We start from the raw sequence: 17,996 nt of genomic DNA, 5'->3' as shown, positions 1-17,996 counted from the left end.
CTCTACAGGCACCGTGGGTCAGCGACGTTTGTCGATAAGCAATGGGGTCTTCCCCGTCTGCGGGTGGTTCTCGAAGTGCTGTTGCGCCCGTTGGCACACCTCCAGCTCCAACAACCCAAGTGTCAATGCTTCGCTCAACTCGGCGTCGGCACACACCCTGGCCCTCACCACCTCGGGCTCAGCCTCCGCCAGCAGGCGAAGACGTTCCAGACCATTGTCAGAATTGTGCTCCAGGTGCAGTTGCACCGGGGCTTCGGCCAGCGCGGCAAGCCGCTGCGGCTGGATGAACAGCGAACCAATACGCACCCGCGCCCCGTGACGCCCCAGCAGCTCGAACCGTGGCTCCGGCACGCCACAGGGGCACTGGCCACTCACCCAACGTCCCATGTCGCCGATGTCATAACGGGCGACGTCCTGCCCCTCCCGGGCCTTCGAGGTGAACAGCAAACGCCCCGCCTCACCCGGGGCGACCGGCTCATCGCGCTCAGGGTCGACGATCTCCAGCCATTGGGTATCGCCCATCAGGTGGAAGACCCCATCCGGGCTGGACGCGCAGGAGTAGCCCAGGGGGCCGGCATCGACGGAACCATAGAGCGCGGAACGGATGGTCTCGACGCCAAAGCCCTGGATGAACGAGCGCTGTACCGGGGCAAGGTGTTCACCCCCCAGCAGTACCTTGCGGATCCCGCCATAGGCACGCAACGTTGCGGCCTCGCGCAAGAACAGTTGGTGCACCGTGGTCGGCATGCCGATCACAGTGTCGATGCGTTCAGAGACGATGAGCTGGGCTATCGCGTGGTAATCGTCACCTTGGGGGCCGGCCATCGGATAGTGCCGGGCTCCAAGCTTGTCCAGGACCGTGAAGAAACTGAGCAGGCCGCCGTATAGATTCCCCCCGTACAGCAGGTTGATGAGCCGATCCTCGCCAGGTTCCAGGCCGGCGGCAAACAGTCCGTCGGCCGCAGCCTGCATCTGCCGGTGATAATCGCGGTAGGTATAACCGGCAAGGCTTGGCGTGCCCGTGGTACCGCCAGTGCGGAAGAACAGCTGTGCCTGCGTACTGATCGAACCGTCCAGAAATGCACTGCGGCTCATGATCGGTTGCCCTTCCAGGCCGGCGGGTGCCTGGCCGCTGGCATCCAGGGTCGCCTGCCCAGGCAGGCAGCCCTCCACCAGGCTCACGGAAACCCGGCGGGCAAACATGCCCAGGGCAAACACGCCATCGTGAGGCTCACCGCTGTAGCCATCGTGCATTGTCTGCACCGAGGTGACCCGGTCGACCCCTGCGGCCAGCAACAACTGGCTGAGGTGAGCAATTTCGTGGGCGGCGCAGACCAGGCCACAAGTCTGCAACCGCGTGCGCCAAGGGCGCAGGGCATGCATCACCGCCTGGCGCGGCAATGGCCGAAGCAAGATCGTGCGAAACAGCGCAGAGGGCTCAAGCGCCATCACATGTTCAAGGATAATCTGCCAACCCTGGCCCCTCCAGAGCTGGCCTCGGCCATCAACGAACGCGTGATCCAGCTCGGCCAGTGCAAGCTTGGTGGTGACCTGCGCGGCCTCCTGCATACTGGGCGACAGCGCAGGCCAGAGGGCATGGCGGCGGCGCATCGCCGCGGCCAGTTGCCCGCCCAACGCTCGCAGCGTGTCCGCATCGTCGCTGTCGACGAACACCACCTGCGGGCTGGAGCATGCCTGCTGGTCCAGGCGGCAGACCTCGTCGGCCAGCGCATCGAGGGCACACTCATCGACCGCCTCCGGCACCAGCCAGGCAAAACTGACCTTGTGCCCCCAGGGAATCCATCGACAACCGTCTGGCAGCTGGTCGCGAAGGGTCTTCAACGCCTCGCTTCCCCCCCAGGCCGAAACACCATCGGCATAGGCCATCAAGCTCGAGAGCTCGGCCTTGGCCACCGGCAATACCGCCACATGGTTGGCCAGTACGCCGGATCGATCGCACTGCAGGAAGGCCTGCAGCAATCGGGTGTTCAAGCCCTGGTCGCGCGCGCTGGGGCGTAGCCAGTTGACATTGCCCACCAGCAAGCTTTCCAGCACGGCAAAAAATGGCAGCAGCGGTGCATTGCCTGGGGTGATATGCAGGATGAGCCCCAGCGGCCGCCAGCTCTCGAAGCGGGGGGCCCGATAATCGCGACGACGTAGGGAGAATGGATTGACACCCAGTTCGTTTTCCAGCTTGGCGCGCAGAACGTCAGGCTGGCAGAACGCTCGGAGCTGCTCCCGTAAAGCAGCGTCGAGCTCGGCCAGGAACTGACCGTCCAGCAGTTGCTCGGCAAACCGACCGGCGCAGGCCAGCACGGTCTCGATCCCGCAGGGGTGGCTCAGCGTGTGCGCCAGTTCGCCCGTCACCCGCACCAATGCCTGGTCCAGCGTCAGGTCCGCATGGTACTGCCCTTGAATGAGGTACATATCAGTTCTCCCTTATCAGCTCGGAGGCGGCCAACGCACAGCTGCGGCTCTTGCCGGTGCCAGCCCGCCCAAGAATCTCGAACCAGTCGGTGGCAATACCGCAGCCACACGCGTCACCGCGATGCAGCACCGCCAGGTCACTCATCACGATGCTGTGGGCGGGGCTGGAGGTGATGTACGGCGACACGAACTGGATCAGCCCCGGCTGCCCGTACCCTTGCAAGGCGAACGTCCCGGTGTGGCGGGTGTAGGCGCGGGAATAGGTGGGTACGTGGTGGCGGTGGTTCTCGCACTCGACATAGGGCACGCAGTGCTCGACGGAGCCGTAACCGTCGCGGCAGCGCGAGGTCGGTATGCCCAACTGCTCGTTCATCCGCGCATACAGCTGGGCCTTGGGGATCTGCTGGTCGGCATGGGTTTTCCAGCCACCGCCGAACATGGCCAGCGAATCGGCAGTAAATGCCAGGGGCGGGACCTTCATGTCCCGCATTCGCTCGAGGACGAACCACATGAATGCCGGGAAGCCCTGGATGCGCAGAGGCGCCCCATCCTGCGCGAACCGCTGCAATGCCTCGATGACACCAAAGGGGTCGAACTCGGTTTGCCGGCCGTTGTGACGCAGGGCATAAAACGCCTGTTTGACCGGCGCGTACTTGCACAGGAAGTCGTCGGTGTAGGCGGTGCCGAGCGCGCTGTGCCTGACAGGCTCGTAGCCCAGCATCAGGTAGTTGCACGGCACATGCGGCGTATCCCAGCCATACCGCCGATAGATCCGGTCGACCATGCCTTGCGCGGCACCGAGGCTACGCGCGTCATAGCGCATTCGACTCTTCTGGCCCGTAGTGCCTGACGAGGTCAGCTCCAGGGCATCCACCCCTGTCTCGCTGAGCAGCAGGTGCTTCTTCAGATAGTTGGCGAATATCGGCGGCAACTGCCCCCAACTCTCGAAACCCGGGGCAGAAGGATCGAACTGCTGTTGACGCAACCACTCGGCATAGCCCGGTGAGTGCTGTTGGTGGTAAGCCGTGACTTCACGCATCGCGGCATCAAACAGATGATCGGCGTACTCGCCGACCAGGTAGGGATCATCAAGCGCACAGAGTGCCTCAACGTGTACAAGATTCATCGAACGAGCTCCGAGCCATGCACTGAGAAACAACCGTGGTCAGCCCGCAAGCAGGTGCCGGGAATGCTCGGCACCGCTGGGCTGCGACACGGCTGAAACATCGGGATGCGCCTGAAGCTCCGTTGACTGTTAGCGGTTCATCCAGGCGATCCGAGCGTTGCAGCGGAAAACTCTATGCGGATGCGTATTGAAAGTTAGTAGGGAAAGTCATCACAAAATGTGGGCGCTTTCGACATGCGATATCGGACTGATGCGAGGATTGGTGTCAGCGCGATATCAAAACGCGTGGGACTCTAGAAGCGGGGTCGCAGGCCTGGATGCTTGCGCAGTACCGGGCCTGCTGGAGGTTTTTCGCTTAACGGCGGGGACGGGGTTGGCCTAGAACCGCGTTTGCACCCCCATTCGCACTGTCCGCCCCGGTGCTGGCATGAAGCTCTGTGCCAGTGGGTCCAGGTAATAGCGGTCCGTCAGGTTCTGCACCGACAGGTTCAGCTCGGTATGCTCCAGCACCTTGTACTTGAGGAACAGGTCGAACAACGCCACCGAGCGGTAGTCGATCTGCGGCGTGGTGGCGCCGGTCTGCCACGGTTTGTCCATCTGCGCGGTGGGGCCGGAGGTGTAGGTCATGCGCCCACCCACGGTCAGCGCCTCGTCGAAGAAGCGCAGGCCGGAGGTGAGGTTGGCCGAGAACTTCGGCGGGTTCTGAGTGTTGGTGTACGAGCCCATGTAGCTGCCCGGCGTGCAGTCCGGGGTGTTGTGGGTGGGCTGGTAACGATTGGCGCTGGCGCGCAGCTTGGCGGCGAAGGCCGCGTCGCAGGTCTCGGTCTTCAGATAATAGGTGGCCGACAGGTCGGCGAACACGCGCCCGGCATCATAGTGCGACTGCAGCTCCAGGCCACGGGTGCGGAAGCGATCGGTGTTGCTGAAGGTCATCTGCCCCCACTTGCCCGGGCTCGGGTCGTAGTAGCGGGTGATGTAGTGCTTGATGTCGTTGTCGAAGAACGCCAGCTTCGCCGACGCCTCGTCGCCTGCGGTCAGCAGGTTGCTGCGCAGGGCACTGACGCCCACCTCCCAGCTGCGCGAACGCTCGGGCTCGAGGTGCTTGCCCGGGGTAACCTGCTGGGTGCCTTGGCTGGTCTCGAACAACGAAGGCAGGCGCAGGCCCTGGGTGTACGAGGCATAGACGAAGGTGTCGGGCAGGAACTCGACGTTGATGCCGAAGGCCGGCGCAAAGCCGCCACCACTGGACTTGCCCTGCGGGGTGTAGTCATAGCCGGTGACCACGCTGCTGATATCTTCCGGGTACACCGTCACGTCAACTGCGCCGGACTCGTTGAACGGCACGCCATTGAACGGCTCGTTGCTGTTCTCGAAGACGATGCCGTTGTTCAGGCGTGGGTCGGTGGCGTCGGTGTACTGGCCGTTCGCGTCGGGGAACCACATCATGCTGCCCCAGTGCCCCGGGCTGCTCGCGGTGATCCAGCGCATTTCGCGCTCCTCACGGCGGGCCTCGGCCAGCACGGTATTGTCCTTGGTGCGGTAGTAGGCGTAGCGGCCCCCGCCCCACAGCGTCACCTGCTCGATGGGTTGGTACTCCAGCTTGCCGTTGAAACTGAACTCCTGGCGTGATGCATCGCGCAGCATGCGGTTGGCGTTGATGTCGTGCTGGGTGGCGACCACGCTTTTCTGCGGTTGCAAGTCTTCGAGCTGGAAGGCGCCGCCCAGGTCGAGCTTGAAGTCGCCATAGCCGGTAGTGAAACGCGACACGTTGTTCAGGTCGCCACCGAGGCGTCGGTCGTCCTGGAGCGACCAACTGCGGTCGGTGCGAAACAGCTGCGACTTGGGCGCCATCCAGGCCGCGCTCAGGGTGCTGGTCTTCGAATCGGTCATCCACAGGTTGCTGGTCAGGTCCACCCACGGGTTGCCTTCGGGCAGGTAGTGATAGCGGGCGGTGTAGGTGTCGATATCGATTTCGGACTGGGGGTATTGATAGATGCCAGCCGTGCCGAAGCGGAAGATGTCCGATGGCATGATCTCGCCCATGCGCCCTTCGAAGCGGCGATAGCCCAGCTCCAGGGTGTGGTCGTCCGCCAGGCGCCAGGTGCTCTTGAGCAGGTAGGAATCGGTCTGCGCCGACGAGTTGAGCACTTCCTCGCCGGCGTTGTAGGTGCTGGCCACGCTGGGCTGCTCGTCGCCATCGCGGTCGTAGAGGCGGTAGCGGTCCTGGCCATGCTTGCCCGAAAAATAGTTGCCCTGGTTACGGTGCGCGTAGGCCGCCACCAGGTCGAGGCGCGCGTTGCTGTAGGCGAAAGCCGCGCTGCCGGATTCGGCCTTCGAGCCGAACAGGCCGTTGCGCTTGTCGCGAGGCACCGCGCTCAGGTCCTCGTCGCGGGAATGGCTGTTGCGATGGTCGGGGTCGACACCGTTGTTCCAGAGGTTGCCGGTCAGGCGCAAACCCACGTCCTTGCCATCCACCAGGATGTCGTCGACGCCCAGGGTCTTCATCTCCACCGAGCCACCGATCGCACCCGAGCGGGTGCTCGGGCCCTTGTTCACGGTGACGCTGCTGAGCAGGTCCGGGTCGATGTAGCTGCGCTGCTGGGTGCCGCCATAACCGCGATAGACGTCCAGCGCCTGCTCCGAGCCATCGACCCGCACGGCCACCCGGCTCTGCCCCTGGATACCCCGGATATTGACGTCCAGCGCGCCGCCGTTGCGGCTGTCGCCCACCTGCACACCCGCCACGCCCTTGAGCATGTCGCCCACCGACACCGTGCCGAAACGGTCGAGGTCTTCCCGCGACAGGTGCACCGTGGAGTGCGGCGCGCGGTAGGTGTCCCGCTGCGGATCGAGCAGCTCGGTGGAGTCGACCACGGTCGCGCTCAACTCGGTGGCAGTGGTCGATGTACGGGTCTGCGGCGCCAGGATGTAGGTGCCCGATGCGCTCGGCAACAACTGCAACCCGGTGTTCGCCAGCAGGCGCCGCGCACCTTCCAGCACCGTGTAGCGCCCCTTGAGCGAGGGTGCCGCGCGGCCACGGGTCAGCTCGGGGTCATAGGAAAGCAGCAGGCCGGACTGGTTGGCGAACACCCCCAGCGAGGTCCCCAGCGGCCCCTGGCCGATGTCGTAGTCGCGCACTGTGGCATCGTCCAGCCGCGTGGCCACGCTGGAGGTCGCGCCAGCGGCCTGGGCCAGGGAGGCGCCACCCGCCACCAGGCAGCCGAGCATCGCGCAGCGCACGGCGAAACTGATCGGGGACGGGCGCTGCAAGGGGCGCGAAACAGGGGGAAGCCGTCGTGCTGCGGGCATGTTTTTCTCGCTCGTAGGGTGTGTGCCCGGCACTCGATGCGGGCTTCTACCCCTTCTGTCGCACGAGATCGAAAAAGGTATATGCACTCGATTCGTATTTTCACCGGAAGCTTGTGATTCGAAAGAAACCAGTGATAATGGTTTTCATTTGCGCAATTGCGATCCTGATTCAGCCCACCATGACCGCCTTCGAACCCCCTCCCCTGCGTACCGCCCCCTGTGCCGTCACGACGCTATACCTCGAGAACCACGCCTGGTTACGCGGCTGGTTGGCGTATCGGCTGCGCTCGTGGGGGCATGGCGTGGCCGACGACCTGGCCCAGGACATCTTCCTGCGTGTGCTCAGCAACCGCGACGCCATGCAGCCAGGCACCCTGCGTCAACCCCGGGCCTACCTGGCCCGCATCGCCAACTGCGTGCTGGTCAGCTGGCGCCGTCGTCACTCACTCGAGCAGGCCTGGCTCGAAGCACTGGCGCAGGTCCCGGAGCCCGAGCACCCCTCCCCGGAGCAGCAAAGCGTGATCCTCGAGACCCTGCACGAGATCGACGCCGTGCTCGATACCCTGCGCCCGCGCGTGCGCCAGGCATTCCTGATGGCGACCCTCGATGGCATGAAGCAGAAGGACATCGCCCAGGCCCTGAATATCGCCCTGCCGACGGTGAAGAAGTACATCCACGAAGGCTACCTGACCTGCCTGAGCCAGATGCCTGATGACTGACACCTCCCCGATCGCCCGGCCCGTGCTCGCCCAGGCCGCCTCGTGGTTGCTGCTGATGCAGGAAGGGCCTCTGACCGCTGAACAGCAGGCCCGGCTGCTGCATTGGCGGCAATCCAACCCCGAGCACGAACGGGCGTGGAGCCGCGCCCAACGCCTGCTCGACCGCCTCGGCACCCTGCCCCCGACCCTGGCCAGGCAGAGCCTGACGCGGCCAACACGCCATGACCGACGCACCGTGCTGCGTGGCTTGCTGTTGATGATCGGCGCGGCACCGTTGGGCTGGTGGGCCTGGCGGCGCGGCGCGCCCGACAACTACTACCAGACCGCCGTGGGCGAACGCCGGGACGTGCACCTGGCAGATGGCGGCAGCGTCTCGCTCAACAGCGACACGGCCATGGATGTGCGTTTCACGAAGGACCTGCGCCTGCTGCAGTTACAACGCGGCGAACTGTACATTGTCACCGCCAGCGACCCCCAGGTACCCGTAAGGCCCTTCAAGGTGCAGACCGGACAAGGCATCCTGCGCGCACTGGGCACCCGCTTCAGCGTGCGCCAGCTGCCCGGGGAAACCCTGCTCGCGGTCTACGAAGGCGCCGTTCAAGTCGCGCCCCATGAGACCATCGTCCGCGCCGGGCAGCAGGTGCGTTTCAGCCACGACCGCCCGGGGCCCATCGAGGCCACCAGCGAAGCCTTGATCGCGTGGCGCAACGGGCTGTTGCTGGCGGACGACATGCCGCTGGCGCAGTGGGCGCAGGAGATGATGCGTTACACGACAAGGCCATTGGCTTGTGATCCGGGGGTGGAGACATTGCGCGTCTCCGGCACCTTCCCCGTCGATGACTTGCCCCTGGCCCTGGCCATGCTCACCCAGACCTACGGGCTGCGGGTGTACGACGACAACACGCAAGTGGCCATCAGCCGCTGAACCAGGCAGCCTGCATGGGTTTCGCAAAGATCAGGAACACCGACATGAAGTTTCTTCCCCTTTTCCTGGCCCTGGCGATGAGCACCCCGGCCTTCGCCCAGGTGCAGCCCGAGCAACTGATGGACAGCACCCTGCTGCAACGTCAGGACCTCGCCTACCGTTTCAGCCACCTCGACATGGACTCGCAGGACGGCCAGCGCCACTACCGCCTGTGGGTCGGCGAACCCAAGCGCCCGGCTCCCGCGACCGGTCACCCGGTCCTGTGGATGCTCGACGGCAATGCCGCCATCGGTGCCTTGCAGCCGCGGCAACTGGAGCAACTCGCCGCCGGGCAGGCACCCGTGCTGGTCGCCATCGGCTACCAGACCGACCAGCGCATCGAGCGCAACGCCCGCACCTACGACTACACACCCAACGTGCCCGGCCTGGCCGAGCAGCGCGATCCCCTGAGCGGTCAGCCTAGTGGTGGCATCGATGCGTTCCTCGACCTGCTGGAACAGCGCATGCGCCCGATGGTTGCCGGCGTCGCCGCCATCGACCCACACCGGCAAACACTGTGGGGGCACTCCTATGGCGGCTTGGCGGTGCTGCACACACTGTTCACCCGCCCCGGCATGTTCAACGACTACGCAGCGGCCAGCCCATCGCTGTGGTGGAACGACGGCGCCATCCTGCGCGAGGTATCGGGGTTGCAACAGCGCTTGGGTGAAAACCACCCGCGCCTGCTGCTGATGCGTGGCACGGATGAGCCGGCGAATCCAAAGGCTTCTGTGGAGGGTGAGGCCGAACGCCCGATGCGTGGGTTGGTCAACGATCTGGAAAAGGTGAAAGGCCTGCAGGTGACCTTCCAGCGCTTCGAGGGCCTGGGGCACGGCCCGATGCTGCCGGCGTCGTTGCAGTACGTGCTGACCCAGGGCCTGTAGGAGCGGCTTCAGCCGCGATCCAGGCAACGCGGTGCCTGGCACCCGTTTTGCGGGTGATCGCGGCTGAAGCCGCTCCTACAGAGCTCGCGCCAAATCAAAGAGGTACGGGTTGCGAAAACCGCCAAACGGTCTCGCGCAGGAACGCATCCAACCTGCCGGTATCCCCCCGTGCCACCGGCACCTCCTGCGCCCCGTCAGCCCGTTCGAGCTCCGCCTCGATGAAAGCATGCAGCACCTCATCACGCGGCCCCTGCTCGGCCTCGCCCGAACGCCTCTTAACCTCAAGCAACGCATCGATTGCCGCCTGCAAGCCCGGCTCATCGACGGTGCGCGCCATCAACGCCGGGAACGCCGTGGGCGGCATGCCCAGCCCACGGTCGATCCAACGCACCGCCAGCAACGGCCGGATCACGTAGAGGTACTTCTTGTAGCGCACCGTCTCGCCCAGCAGGTAGCCACGCAGGTTCTTGCGCGCCATCGACAAGTAGTGGTGACGCACCGCTCGCGGCGAGTAGCATGCCTCGCCCAACGCCTGCAAACCTCGCGCAGCCTCGGCGTCGGCGCGGTACACCAGCGGCGAGCCCAGCCACTCAAGCAGGCTGGGGTTGGCACCGCGCATCAGCCGCAGGGCCTTGCGCAGCTCCCAGCCGCTGACGTCCAGTTCGTCGCTCAAGGGCCGCTCGATCACGTCGCGCGGCTCATCCACGCGCAGGTACCAGTCGGCACGCGGTACGTAGATGAAACGCACATCGTAGTCGCTGTCCGGTGAGGCGAAGCCCCAGGCCCGACTGCCGGATTCACAGGCATAGAGCACCGTCACCTGGTGCTCGCGCTCGATACGTTGCAACTCATCCAGCACCCGCTCACGCATGGCGGTGGACAGTGGATGCAGTGCTTCCTGATTCATGGCCCCAATCCTTGTGCAGGGGTTCAACCTTTCACACACACCACCTGACGCAGGGTGTGCACAACCTCGACCAGCTCGCGCTGGGCATGCATGACGGCATCGATATCCTTGTAGGCCATCGGGATCTCGTCGATCACGTCCTTGTCCTTACGGCACTCCACATGGGCGGTGGCACGCTGCTGGTCCTCGACGGTGAAGCGGCTCTTGGCCTTGGTGCGGCTCATCACCCGGCCCGCGCCATGGCTGCACGAGCAGAACGATTCCTCGTTACCCAAGCCGCGAACGATGAAGCTCTTGGCGCCCATCGAGCCCGGGATGATGCCCAGCTGGCCCTTCTGTGCCGACACCGCCCCCTTGCGGGTCACCAGAACCTCGCGGCCAAAATGCTGCTCTTTCTGCACGTAGTTGTGGTGGCAGTTGACTGCTTCGAGGCTGGCCTCGAACGGCCTTCCCAGTACCTTGCGGGTGGCGGCGACCACCGCCAGCATCATCAGCTCGCGGTTATGCCGGGCGAAATCCTGCGCCCATTCCACCGCCTCGACGTAGTCGGCGAAGTGGCGGCTGCCTTCCTCGAAATACGCCAGGTCCCGGTCCGGCAGGTTGACCATGTGCTGGCGCATGTCGGCCTGGGCCAGTTCGATGAACAGGTTGCCGATGGCATTACCCACACCGCGCGACCCGCTGTGCAGCATGAACCAGACGCGGTCGGCCTCGTCCAGGCAGACCTCGATGAAATGGTTGCCGCCCCCCAGCGTTCCCAGGTGCTGGCGGTTGTTGGTCTTCTCCAGCCGCGGATACTTGTCGGTGATGGCCTTGAAGCGCCCAGCGAGTCCGCTCCACATCTGGTCGGCCTGGCTCGGTACGTTGTCCCAGGCGCCCTGGTCGCGGTGACCGAAGGTCTTGCCATGGGGCACGGCCTTCTCGATGGCCGTGCGCAAACCGTGCAGGTTGTCCGGCAGATCGCGGGCGTGCAGCGAGGTGCGCGCGGCGATCATGCCGCAACCGATGTCCACGCCCACCGCCGCGGGGATGATCGCGCCCACAGTGGGGATCACGCTGCCGATGGTCGAGCCCTTGCCCAGGTGCACGTCCGGCATCACCGCCAGGTGCTTGAAGATGAACGGCATCTTCGCCGTGTTCATCAGTTGCTTGCGGGCGTCGTCCTCGACCGGCACACCGTCGGTCCACAGTTTGATCGGCTTGCCGCCCGCCACTTCGAGTATGTTCATTGCCTTGTTCCTTGTTGCGCTACGTCATGTCGCAAAGGGTCAACCCGCCTTGAGGCTGACCATTCCATTCAATACCTGATCCAGGCCACCGAACACCGAAATCCGGTCGATGCGCTCGGCCACCCGCTCCAGGGTTTCCAGCTCCTTCAGGCGCAGGGCCGTCGGGTTGCCTTCCATCACCTTGGCGGTGTTGAGCAACGAGCGGGTCGCCTGGGTTTCCTCGCGGCGCCGGATCACGTTGGCCTGGGCGGCCTTCTCCGCCTCCACCACCTGCGCCAGCAGGGTCTTCATCTCGCCCGGCAGGATGATGTCGCGCACCCCCAGGCTGCTCACTTCCAGGCCACTGCCTTGCAGATGCGCCTGCAGGTGCTCGGTGACGCTACCGTCGATGGACTGCTTGTCTTCCAGCAGCTCGTCGAGGGTGCGGGTACCCACCGCCGCACGCAAGCCGAACTGCAGCTCACGGTACAGGTGCTCCACCGGCTTGCTCATCTGCCCGTGGGCACCGAGCACATCGGTGTAGCGCCAGTTGGCCACCAGGCTCAGGCGCAGGCTGACCTTGTCGCGGGTAAGGATCTCCTGGCCGTTGACCTCCAGCGCCTGCAGGCGGGTGTCGACCATCTCCACCGCTACCTGGCTGCCGCAGCGCCAGTAGCCATGGCGTCCCGGCTCGAGCAACCCGGCCACCACGCCGTCGATCTTCAGCACACCGACATGGAACGCCGGCACCAGCGCCAGCAGGACCAGGTCCGTGCCGGCCACGCCGGGGCGGTTCAGGCGAACCACCAGTTCGTCGTCCAGGCGCCGGCCCTGATTCAGGTCGATGCGCTGCAAGCCATGCTCGACCTGGCCTTTCCAGTACAGGCGGCGGCTATCGGGGGCCAGCAGCTCGACCAGGCGGCCGTTCTCGAAACGCAGGCCGACCTCGTGCTGCGCCAGGTCCATGGTTTCGAAATACTGCTCGACCAGCGCTGGCTCATGCCCACGCAGGTACTGCGCCAGCGGGTGGTCGAACAGTGGGGATTGGAGGCTGAAGGTGGTTACCGTCAGCCGGTCTTGCCAGTCGAAACGCTGGTATTGGCCAGGCTCGAGGATCGAGACGAAGTCACCTTCGCTCATCAACAGGCCGCGTTCGTTCTTCTTCACCACAAAGCGTTTCAACAGTTTCATCTTGCTCATCCTTTTATCAATGTCCTTGTGTGCGGGTGGTCGCCGACTCACCGAGCGCCGTGGGCGAAGCCTGGCGGAGTCCGGGGCCGGGAGCGTTTGCTCCGGCGGCCTCCATCGTTGCGCCAGGCCCGGCCGGCGGGCCGGGTGGGCCAGCGGTGGCCCAGGCGTCCTTCGCAAAAGCGGACCATCCTGGCCCTGGTTGCGTTGCCTGTGCCCCACCTGCGGGTGTTGCGGTTGTAGCTACCGTGGAGGGTAGTGCCGGGACTTGGCCCGGCGAGCGCCTCGCAAGCCTGTTCAAAGGCTTGCGCCGCAAAGACCGGTCGTTGCGGCGGCGGCATGCACGACACCGACACCTGAGGGTGGGTACGTGCACCGGCGGGGGTTGATATCCCCTGACCCGAGGGCCTGCCTGGCGATGCGGTCGAAAGGGATATAGCGAGCGGCGTGCCAGGTTTTCATCCGCTCTTGAAAATATTTTCTAAATATCTGATTTATAAGGATTTATTCTTTAATTACGAATTAGATGGCACATTGCGATGGTCATACCGATTTAGTTTTTCGTATATCCTGCGATACACATTTATCTTTTTGGATAATCACGGATGACCAAGCCCCTCGTCGCCATCGGTTTTCTCGGCACCACCCTCGACCGCAACGGCAAGGGCGCGGCGCGCTGGAACAAGTGGCGGCCAACCATCGGCCTGTGCCAGCAACCCGACCTGCCCATCGACCGCCTGGAACTGATCCACGGCCCGAGCACGCGTGACCAGAGCCTGGCCGACCGCATCCGCGGCGACATCCAGCAGGTCTCGCCCGGCACCGAGGTACGCTTGCACCCGCTGGCCCTGCGCAACCCGTGGGACTTCGAAGAGGTCTACGGCGCCCTGCACGACTTCGCCAGTGGCTACCGCTTCGACACCGAGCACGAGGACTACCTGGTGCACATCACCACCGGCACCCACGTCGCGCAGATCTGCTGGTTCCTGCTCACCGAGGCGCGCTACCTGCCGGCGCGCCTGGTGCAGACCTCGCCCTCGCGCAAGCAGGACGAGCACAGCGAGCCGGCCGGCATCGCCACCCTGATCGACCTCGATCTGTCGCGCTACGACCCGATTGCTTCGCGCTTTCGCCGCGAGCAGGTCGAGGGGCAATCGCTGCTCAAGTCCGGTATCGCCACCCGCAACCCCGGCTTCAACCGCACCATTGAGCAGATCGAACGGGTCGCCCTGCGCTCGAAGGCGCCCATGCTGCTGGTCGGCCCGACCGGCGCCGGCAAGTCGTTCCTGGCCCGCCGTGTCCACGAGCTCAAGCGCGGCCGCCATCAGCTGGGCGGGCGTTTCATCGAAGTGAACTGCGCCACCCTGCGTGGCGACGGCGCCATGTCGACCTTGTTCGGCCACGCCAAGGGCGCCTTCACCGGCGCGCAGAACGCCCGCGACGGCCTGCTGCGCGCCGCCGACGGCGGCATGCTGTTCCTCGACGAAATCGGCGAACTGGGCGCCGACGAACAGGCCATGCTGCTCAAGGCCATCGAAGAAAAACGCTTCTTCCCGCTGGGCGCCGACCGCGAAGTGGAAAGCGACTTCCAGCTGATCGCCGGCACCCACCGCGACCTGCGCGCCAAGGTCGCCGACGGCTCGTTCCGCGAAGACCTGTTCGCCCGCATCAACCTGTGGACCTTCGCCCTGCCGGGCCTGGCCGAACGCCGCGAGGACATCGAACCCAACCTCGATTTCGAGCTGCAACGCCACGCCCGCGAACAAGGGCGTCAGGTGCGTTTCAACCTCGAGGCCAAGCGCCGCTACCTGACCTTCGCCCATGCCAGCGAAGCGCGCTGGGCCGGCAACTTCCGCGAGCTGTCGGCGTCGATCACGCGCATGGCGACCCTGGCTGACAGCGGGCGCATCGACGAGGCACTGGTCGAGGAAGAGATCGATCGGCTGCGCTATGCCTGGGGCCTGGAATTGGCAACCGAGCCGCTGCTGGCCGGCCGCGAACTGGACCTGTTCGACCAGGTACAACTGCAGGCGGTGATCGATGTGTGCCGCCGCGCCCAGAGCCTGTCCGAGGCCGGGCGCCAGCTGTTCGCGGTGTCGCGCCAGGAAAAGGCCAACCCCAACGACGCCGACCGCCTGCGCAAGTACCTGGCACGGTTCGGGCTGGAGTGGCAGCAACTAAAGTCGTAGGGCTTGCCAGCATGCTGGCATCGTGCTGTATGCTTGGCCGGTCTTCAGGGCGGGGTGAAAGTCCCCACCGGCGGTAAATCGAAAGATGAGCCCGCGAGCGCCCCGGCCATGCCGGGGGTCAGCAGATCTGGTGAGATTCCAGGGCCGACGGTCATAGTCCGGATGAAAGAAGGCGTTTGGCAGGGGCCGTCCAGGCGCCCTTGCGCGCGCATTTTGTTCGCCCCGAGACGTTCATCGATCATTCACGAGGAGCGTTTCATGTCCACCCCGCTTAACAAGCAATTCCCCAACGTCAGCGCCGCCATCGCCGCCTTCCAGGCCGGGCGCCCCGTGCTGCTGCTCGACGACGACGACCGCGAGGACGAAGCGGACATCGTCGCCGCCGCCGAGAACCTGTCACTGCAGACCATGGCCATGATGATCCGCGATTGCAGCGGCATCGTCTGCCTGTGCCTGGACGAGGCCACCGTCGACGCCCTGCAGCTGGCGCCGATGGTGCAGAACAACCAGGCCCGCCATGGCACCGGTTTCACCGTCACCATCGAAGCGGCCGAAGGGGTCAGCACCGGCGTGTCGGCCCAGGACCGCATCACCACCATCGAAGCCGCGCTGCGCTCCACCGCACAGCAGCGCCATATCGTCAGCCCGGGCCACGTGTTCCCGCTGCGCGCACGTGACGGCGGCGTGCTGACCCGCCGTGGCCACACCGAAGGCTCGGTGGACCTGGCGCGCCTGGCCGGCCTGCGCCCGGCGGCGGTGCTGTGCGAGCTGATGAACCCCGATGGCAGCATGGCCCGGGGTGAACAGGTGGCGGTGTATGCACGCCAGTACAACTTGCCGGTGCTGACCATCGAAGAGCTGGCGCGGTATCGCGAGGCGATGGTTGAGTTGGAAGCAGAGATCGCCTGAGCCCCTGTTCGCCAGCAAGGCTGGCTCCTACAACGCTCTGTAGGAGCCAGCCTTGCTGGCGAAGGGGCTGCGCAGCAGCCCCCCCCGGTCAGCGCTACCGATTCAACCCCAACTCCATGTCATCGATCAGCCCCTTGGCCAGCCCGCTGAGAATCCGCGCGGCGCTGGCGGCCATGAGATCGCCCTCCATCTCGGCCTCGGTGGTGAAATGCGCCACGCAGCCGAGCAGCACCGACAGGTCGCTGAAGGCGTGATCGAAAGGAATGCCCGGTTGGATGCGGAAGATCTCGAGGCAAGTGGTCGTGCCCTGGGTTGGGCCGGGCTTGTGGTCGTCGCTCATACCGGCGCCCCCTTGGCCCTGGCGTGGCGGACCAACGCGATGACCAGTTGAGCGAGGATTTCGGCGCTGTCCATCATTACGTCCAGGCGTTCGTCGCGTGGGCAGTGGGTGTAGGCGTTAATGGTGTCGCTGAGGGTGTGCATCAGCTTGTTGGCGTGGGCCATGGCCTCATCGGGAGGGAGGTCGCTGATGATGGTGACGAAAGGAATTGGGTACGGTGGATCTGGAACGATCTTTTTCATTGTTGTCACTCTGGAAATGGATTCTAGAGCAACCACCGGCATCCTTCTCACAGACAAGGGTGGCAGCCGTACGCGAGGTGAGAAGACCGTGTTCCAGACACCACGGCCAGACCGAAGCCTGCACGCGCACGGCTGCCATTACAGGCAACCTGAATCTAGAAACACAACGGGCTTCTCACACCCGGTCGCCAAATTTGACGACCCAGCGACGTTACCCCCGGGGCATTTCCCAGCCAATTCAGAGCCTTCCGGCAGGCGCGTAGGATAGGTCCCAAGCGCTGACCGGCTGAAGGATTTTGTTTCAGGTTCAGAAATGCCTTACGGCTTCAGGGCCATTCGCCGGCATGCGCGAACCTGTAGGAGCCGGCTTTGCCGGCGAAGAGGCCGGAACACTCAACGCAAACCCAAAGGCCCCTTCAAAAACTCATACAACCCCGCCGCACTCTTGCGGTAACCATCCGCCGTCAGATGCACGAGATCCGGCCGCGCCAACCCACCCGCCTGCCACCCGGCAATCGAGCACGGCCCGCCCATGAACCCCTGCCAATCCCAGAACAGCGCCTTGTGCTGCCGGGCCATCTGCTTCTGGATGCGAATCACCGAAGCCAGCGGCCGCGGCTGGCGCGCCGCGCAGCTGCCTGCCTTGCGCTGCTTGATCGAATCCGGCGGCCCGACCAGCAGGATCGCAGCCCGTGGCAGGTCCTTGCGCAGATTGCTCAAGGTTGCATCCAGCTGCGCCTGGTAAAGCCCCAGGTCAAGCGTGTCGTCGAACGCCTCGTTGGTGCCATAGGCCAGGATCACCAGGTCCGGCGCCACCGCCTTGAGGCTGTCGCGCCAACCGGGCTGCCACTTGTCCACCACTTCAAGGCGCGCACCGTTGATACCCAGGGCCGAGTAGGTCACGCCGGCATTCTTCTGCCCCTGGATATACCAGCCCCCCAGCGCGACGTTGCCGCCCTCCACCGCCAACTGCACCGGCAGCCCGATATTGGTGAACGCCGGGCTGAACCGCCACTGCCCATTGCTCGCCGGCAACACCCGGCGCTGGCCGCCGTTGGCCAGCAGCGAGGCCGTGCCACTGGACTGGTAAAGCGCCGAAACCTTGTAGCGGTGGCTGTCGGGGTCACGCGCCTGGATCACCACGCTGGAGCGCTTGGCCTGGGGCAGCGACAGGTAGCCCCCGAGTGGGAACTGGTTGCTCTGCTGGTTGCGCGCCGACACCAACGCCCACTGGCGCTTCTCGCTCTTGATGATCACCCGGTCGTTGCGAATCCCCGGCACCAGCGAAGCCGGCACCAGGCCGATGCCGCCGTCGCCGTAGCGCGCCTGCAACAAGCGACGCAGCTCACCGCTGAACAGGTCGGCGGCGGTGTGCGAGTCGCCCAGCTGGACGATGGAAACCGGCGCCCGGCCAGCATTGCGCAGCTTGCCGGCTAGCAGGGCAAGGTTGCCCTCCTGGCGCGCGGCCGGCGCGGTGGCGGGCCGCGCCGCGGGCTGCGCAGCAGCGCTGTTGGCGCCGGTGCTGCAACCCGGCACGGCGCTGATCAGCAGGGCCAGGCCCAGCAGGTGATGCCATTGGCGCAT

The 17,996-nt window shown here is 65.1% G+C and carries 14 protein-coding genes and 1 riboswitch; of the genes, 5 read left to right on the top strand and 9 right to left on the bottom strand.

Features of this window, described 5'->3' with window-relative positions; translation table 11 throughout:
- Positions 1-18 precede the first annotated feature (18 nt).
- The 3 genes from IM733_RS22270 to IM733_RS22260 all read right to left on the bottom strand — a co-directional run bounded on the left by IM733_RS22270 (position 19) and on the right by IM733_RS22260 (position 6,862).
- On the bottom strand, positions 19-2,427 hold the full coding sequence (locus IM733_RS22270) for an acyl-CoA reductase (RefSeq protein WP_248918491.1): 2,409 nt from the start codon (positions 2,425-2,427) through the stop codon (positions 19-21).
- Position 2,428: 1 nt separating this feature from the next.
- Positions 2,429-3,553, bottom strand: a complete 1,125-nt coding sequence (locus IM733_RS22265; protein WP_248918490.1) for an acyl-protein synthase — start codon at positions 3,551-3,553, stop codon at positions 2,429-2,431.
- 378 nt (positions 3,554-3,931) lie between these two features.
- Entirely contained in the window at positions 3,932-6,862 is a 2,931-nt protein-coding gene (locus IM733_RS22260) for a TonB-dependent receptor (protein ID WP_283107511.1), read from the bottom strand.
- Between the two features lie 179 nt (positions 6,863-7,041).
- Here IM733_RS22260 and IM733_RS22255 point away from each other — a divergent pair, with 179 nt between their 5' ends.
- Genes IM733_RS22255 through IM733_RS22245 form a run of 3 tightly spaced genes read left to right on the top strand, consistent with a single transcriptional unit; the run spans position 7,042 to position 9,429 of the window.
- Positions 7,042-7,581: a sigma-70 family RNA polymerase sigma factor gene (locus IM733_RS22255; RefSeq protein WP_248918488.1), complete on the top strand. Its 540-nt coding sequence runs from the start codon at positions 7,042-7,044 to the stop codon at positions 7,579-7,581.
- Complete coding sequence (locus IM733_RS22250; protein WP_248918487.1) at positions 7,574-8,506, top strand: FecR domain-containing protein; 933 nt, start codon at positions 7,574-7,576, stop codon at positions 8,504-8,506. The genes IM733_RS22255 and IM733_RS22250 overlap by 8 nt, the downstream gene beginning before the upstream one ends.
- Before the next feature lie 44 nt (positions 8,507-8,550).
- Positions 8,551-9,429 (top strand): alpha/beta hydrolase, encoded by an 879-nt coding sequence (locus IM733_RS22245; RefSeq protein WP_248918486.1) that lies wholly within the window; start codon positions 8,551-8,553, stop codon positions 9,427-9,429.
- Between the two features lie 94 nt (positions 9,430-9,523).
- Here IM733_RS22245 and IM733_RS22240 read toward each other — a convergent pair whose 3' ends face one another.
- Genes IM733_RS22240 through IM733_RS22230 form a run of 3 tightly spaced genes read right to left on the bottom strand, consistent with a single transcriptional unit; the run spans position 9,524 to position 12,735 of the window.
- Positions 9,524-10,336: a nucleotidyltransferase domain-containing protein gene (locus tag IM733_RS22240; protein ID WP_248918485.1), complete on the bottom strand. Its 813-nt coding sequence runs from the start codon at positions 10,334-10,336 to the stop codon at positions 9,524-9,526.
- Positions 10,337-10,359: 23 nt separating this feature from the next.
- The gene (locus IM733_RS22235) at positions 10,360-11,565 is read right to left on the bottom strand and encodes an RtcB family protein (RefSeq protein ID WP_248918484.1); all 1,206 of its coding nucleotides are present in this window, start codon (positions 11,563-11,565) and stop codon (positions 10,360-10,362) included.
- Positions 11,566-11,604: 39 nt separating this feature from the next.
- Complete coding sequence (locus tag IM733_RS22230) at positions 11,605-12,735, bottom strand: slipin family protein (protein WP_248918483.1); 1,131 nt, start codon at positions 12,733-12,735, stop codon at positions 11,605-11,607.
- A 602-nt stretch (positions 12,736-13,337) separates the two neighbouring features.
- On the opposite strand from IM733_RS22230, the gene rtcR reads away from it, so the two are divergent.
- Entirely contained in the window at positions 13,338-14,921 is a 1,584-nt protein-coding gene (gene rtcR, locus IM733_RS22225; protein ID WP_248918482.1) for an RNA repair transcriptional activator RtcR, read from the top strand.
- A 36-nt stretch (positions 14,922-14,957) separates the two neighbouring features.
- A riboswitch (FMN riboswitch) is annotated at positions 14,958-15,099 on the top strand.
- Between the two features lie 80 nt (positions 15,100-15,179).
- Positions 15,180-15,830 (top strand): 3,4-dihydroxy-2-butanone-4-phosphate synthase, encoded by a 651-nt coding sequence (gene ribB, locus IM733_RS22220; RefSeq protein WP_248918481.1) that lies wholly within the window; start codon positions 15,180-15,182, stop codon positions 15,828-15,830.
- A 94-nt stretch (positions 15,831-15,924) separates the two neighbouring features.
- Here ribB and IM733_RS22215 read toward each other — a convergent pair whose 3' ends face one another.
- From IM733_RS22215 to IM733_RS22205, 3 genes are all read right to left on the bottom strand, one after another.
- Positions 15,925-16,170, bottom strand: coding sequence for a DUF3077 domain-containing protein (locus IM733_RS22215; RefSeq protein WP_213659381.1), 246 nt, complete (start codon positions 16,168-16,170; stop codon positions 15,925-15,927).
- Positions 16,167-16,412, bottom strand: coding sequence for a hypothetical protein (locus tag IM733_RS22210; protein WP_248918480.1), 246 nt, complete (start codon positions 16,410-16,412; stop codon positions 16,167-16,169). Before IM733_RS22210 ends, IM733_RS22215 begins: the two co-directional genes overlap by 4 nt.
- A gap of 393 nt (positions 16,413-16,805) precedes the next feature.
- On the bottom strand, positions 16,806-17,996 hold the full coding sequence (locus IM733_RS22205; protein ID WP_248918479.1) for an SGNH/GDSL hydrolase family protein: 1,191 nt from the start codon (positions 17,994-17,996) through the stop codon (positions 16,806-16,808).

It is taken from the genome of Pseudomonas entomophila (assembly GCF_023277925.1).
Lineage (GTDB): Bacteria > Pseudomonadota > Gammaproteobacteria > Pseudomonadales > Pseudomonadaceae > Aquipseudomonas > Aquipseudomonas entomophila_D.
The sequence above is the reverse complement of the archived record's forward strand: the minus strand, read 5'-3'. Positions and strand labels throughout refer to the sequence as shown.

What these genes read in the sequence shown, in the direction of transcription:
- rtcR (WP_248918482.1), top strand. Translation starts at nt 13,338, where the DNA reads ATGACCAAGCCCCTCGTCGCCATCGGTTTTCTCGGCACCACCCTCGAC.
- ribB (WP_248918481.1), top strand. Translation starts at nt 15,180, where the DNA reads ATGTCCACCCCGCTTAACAAGCAATTCCCCAACGTCAGCGCCGCCATC.
- IM733_RS22260 (WP_283107511.1), bottom strand. Translation starts at nt 6,862, where the DNA reads ATGCCCGCAGCACGACGGCTTCCCCCTGTTTCGCGCCCCTTGCAGCGC.
- IM733_RS22250 (WP_248918487.1), top strand. Translation starts at nt 7,574, where the DNA reads ATGACTGACACCTCCCCGATCGCCCGGCCCGTGCTCGCCCAGGCCGCC.
- IM733_RS22245 (WP_248918486.1), top strand. Translation starts at nt 8,551, where the DNA reads ATGAAGTTTCTTCCCCTTTTCCTGGCCCTGGCGATGAGCACCCCGGCC.
- IM733_RS22210 (WP_248918480.1), bottom strand. Translation starts at nt 16,412, where the DNA reads ATGAAAAAGATCGTTCCAGATCCACCGTACCCAATTCCTTTCGTCACC.
- IM733_RS22230 (WP_248918483.1), bottom strand. Translation starts at nt 12,735, where the DNA reads ATGAAACTGTTGAAACGCTTTGTGGTGAAGAAGAACGAACGCGGCCTG.
- IM733_RS22255 (WP_248918488.1), top strand. Translation starts at nt 7,042, where the DNA reads ATGACCGCCTTCGAACCCCCTCCCCTGCGTACCGCCCCCTGTGCCGTC.
- IM733_RS22215 (WP_213659381.1), bottom strand. Translation starts at nt 16,170, where the DNA reads ATGAGCGACGACCACAAGCCCGGCCCAACCCAGGGCACGACCACTTGC.
- IM733_RS22270 (WP_248918491.1), bottom strand. Translation starts at nt 2,427, where the DNA reads ATGTACCTCATTCAAGGGCAGTACCATGCGGACCTGACGCTGGACCAG.
- IM733_RS22235 (WP_248918484.1), bottom strand. Translation starts at nt 11,565, where the DNA reads ATGAACATACTCGAAGTGGCGGGCGGCAAGCCGATCAAACTGTGGACC.
- IM733_RS22265 (WP_248918490.1), bottom strand. Translation starts at nt 3,553, where the DNA reads ATGAATCTTGTACACGTTGAGGCACTCTGTGCGCTTGATGATCCCTAC.
- IM733_RS22205 (WP_248918479.1), bottom strand. Translation starts at nt 17,996, where the DNA reads ATGCGCCAATGGCATCACCTGCTGGGCCTGGCCCTGCTGATCAGCGCC.
- IM733_RS22240 (WP_248918485.1), bottom strand. Translation starts at nt 10,336, where the DNA reads ATGAATCAGGAAGCACTGCATCCACTGTCCACCGCCATGCGTGAGCGG.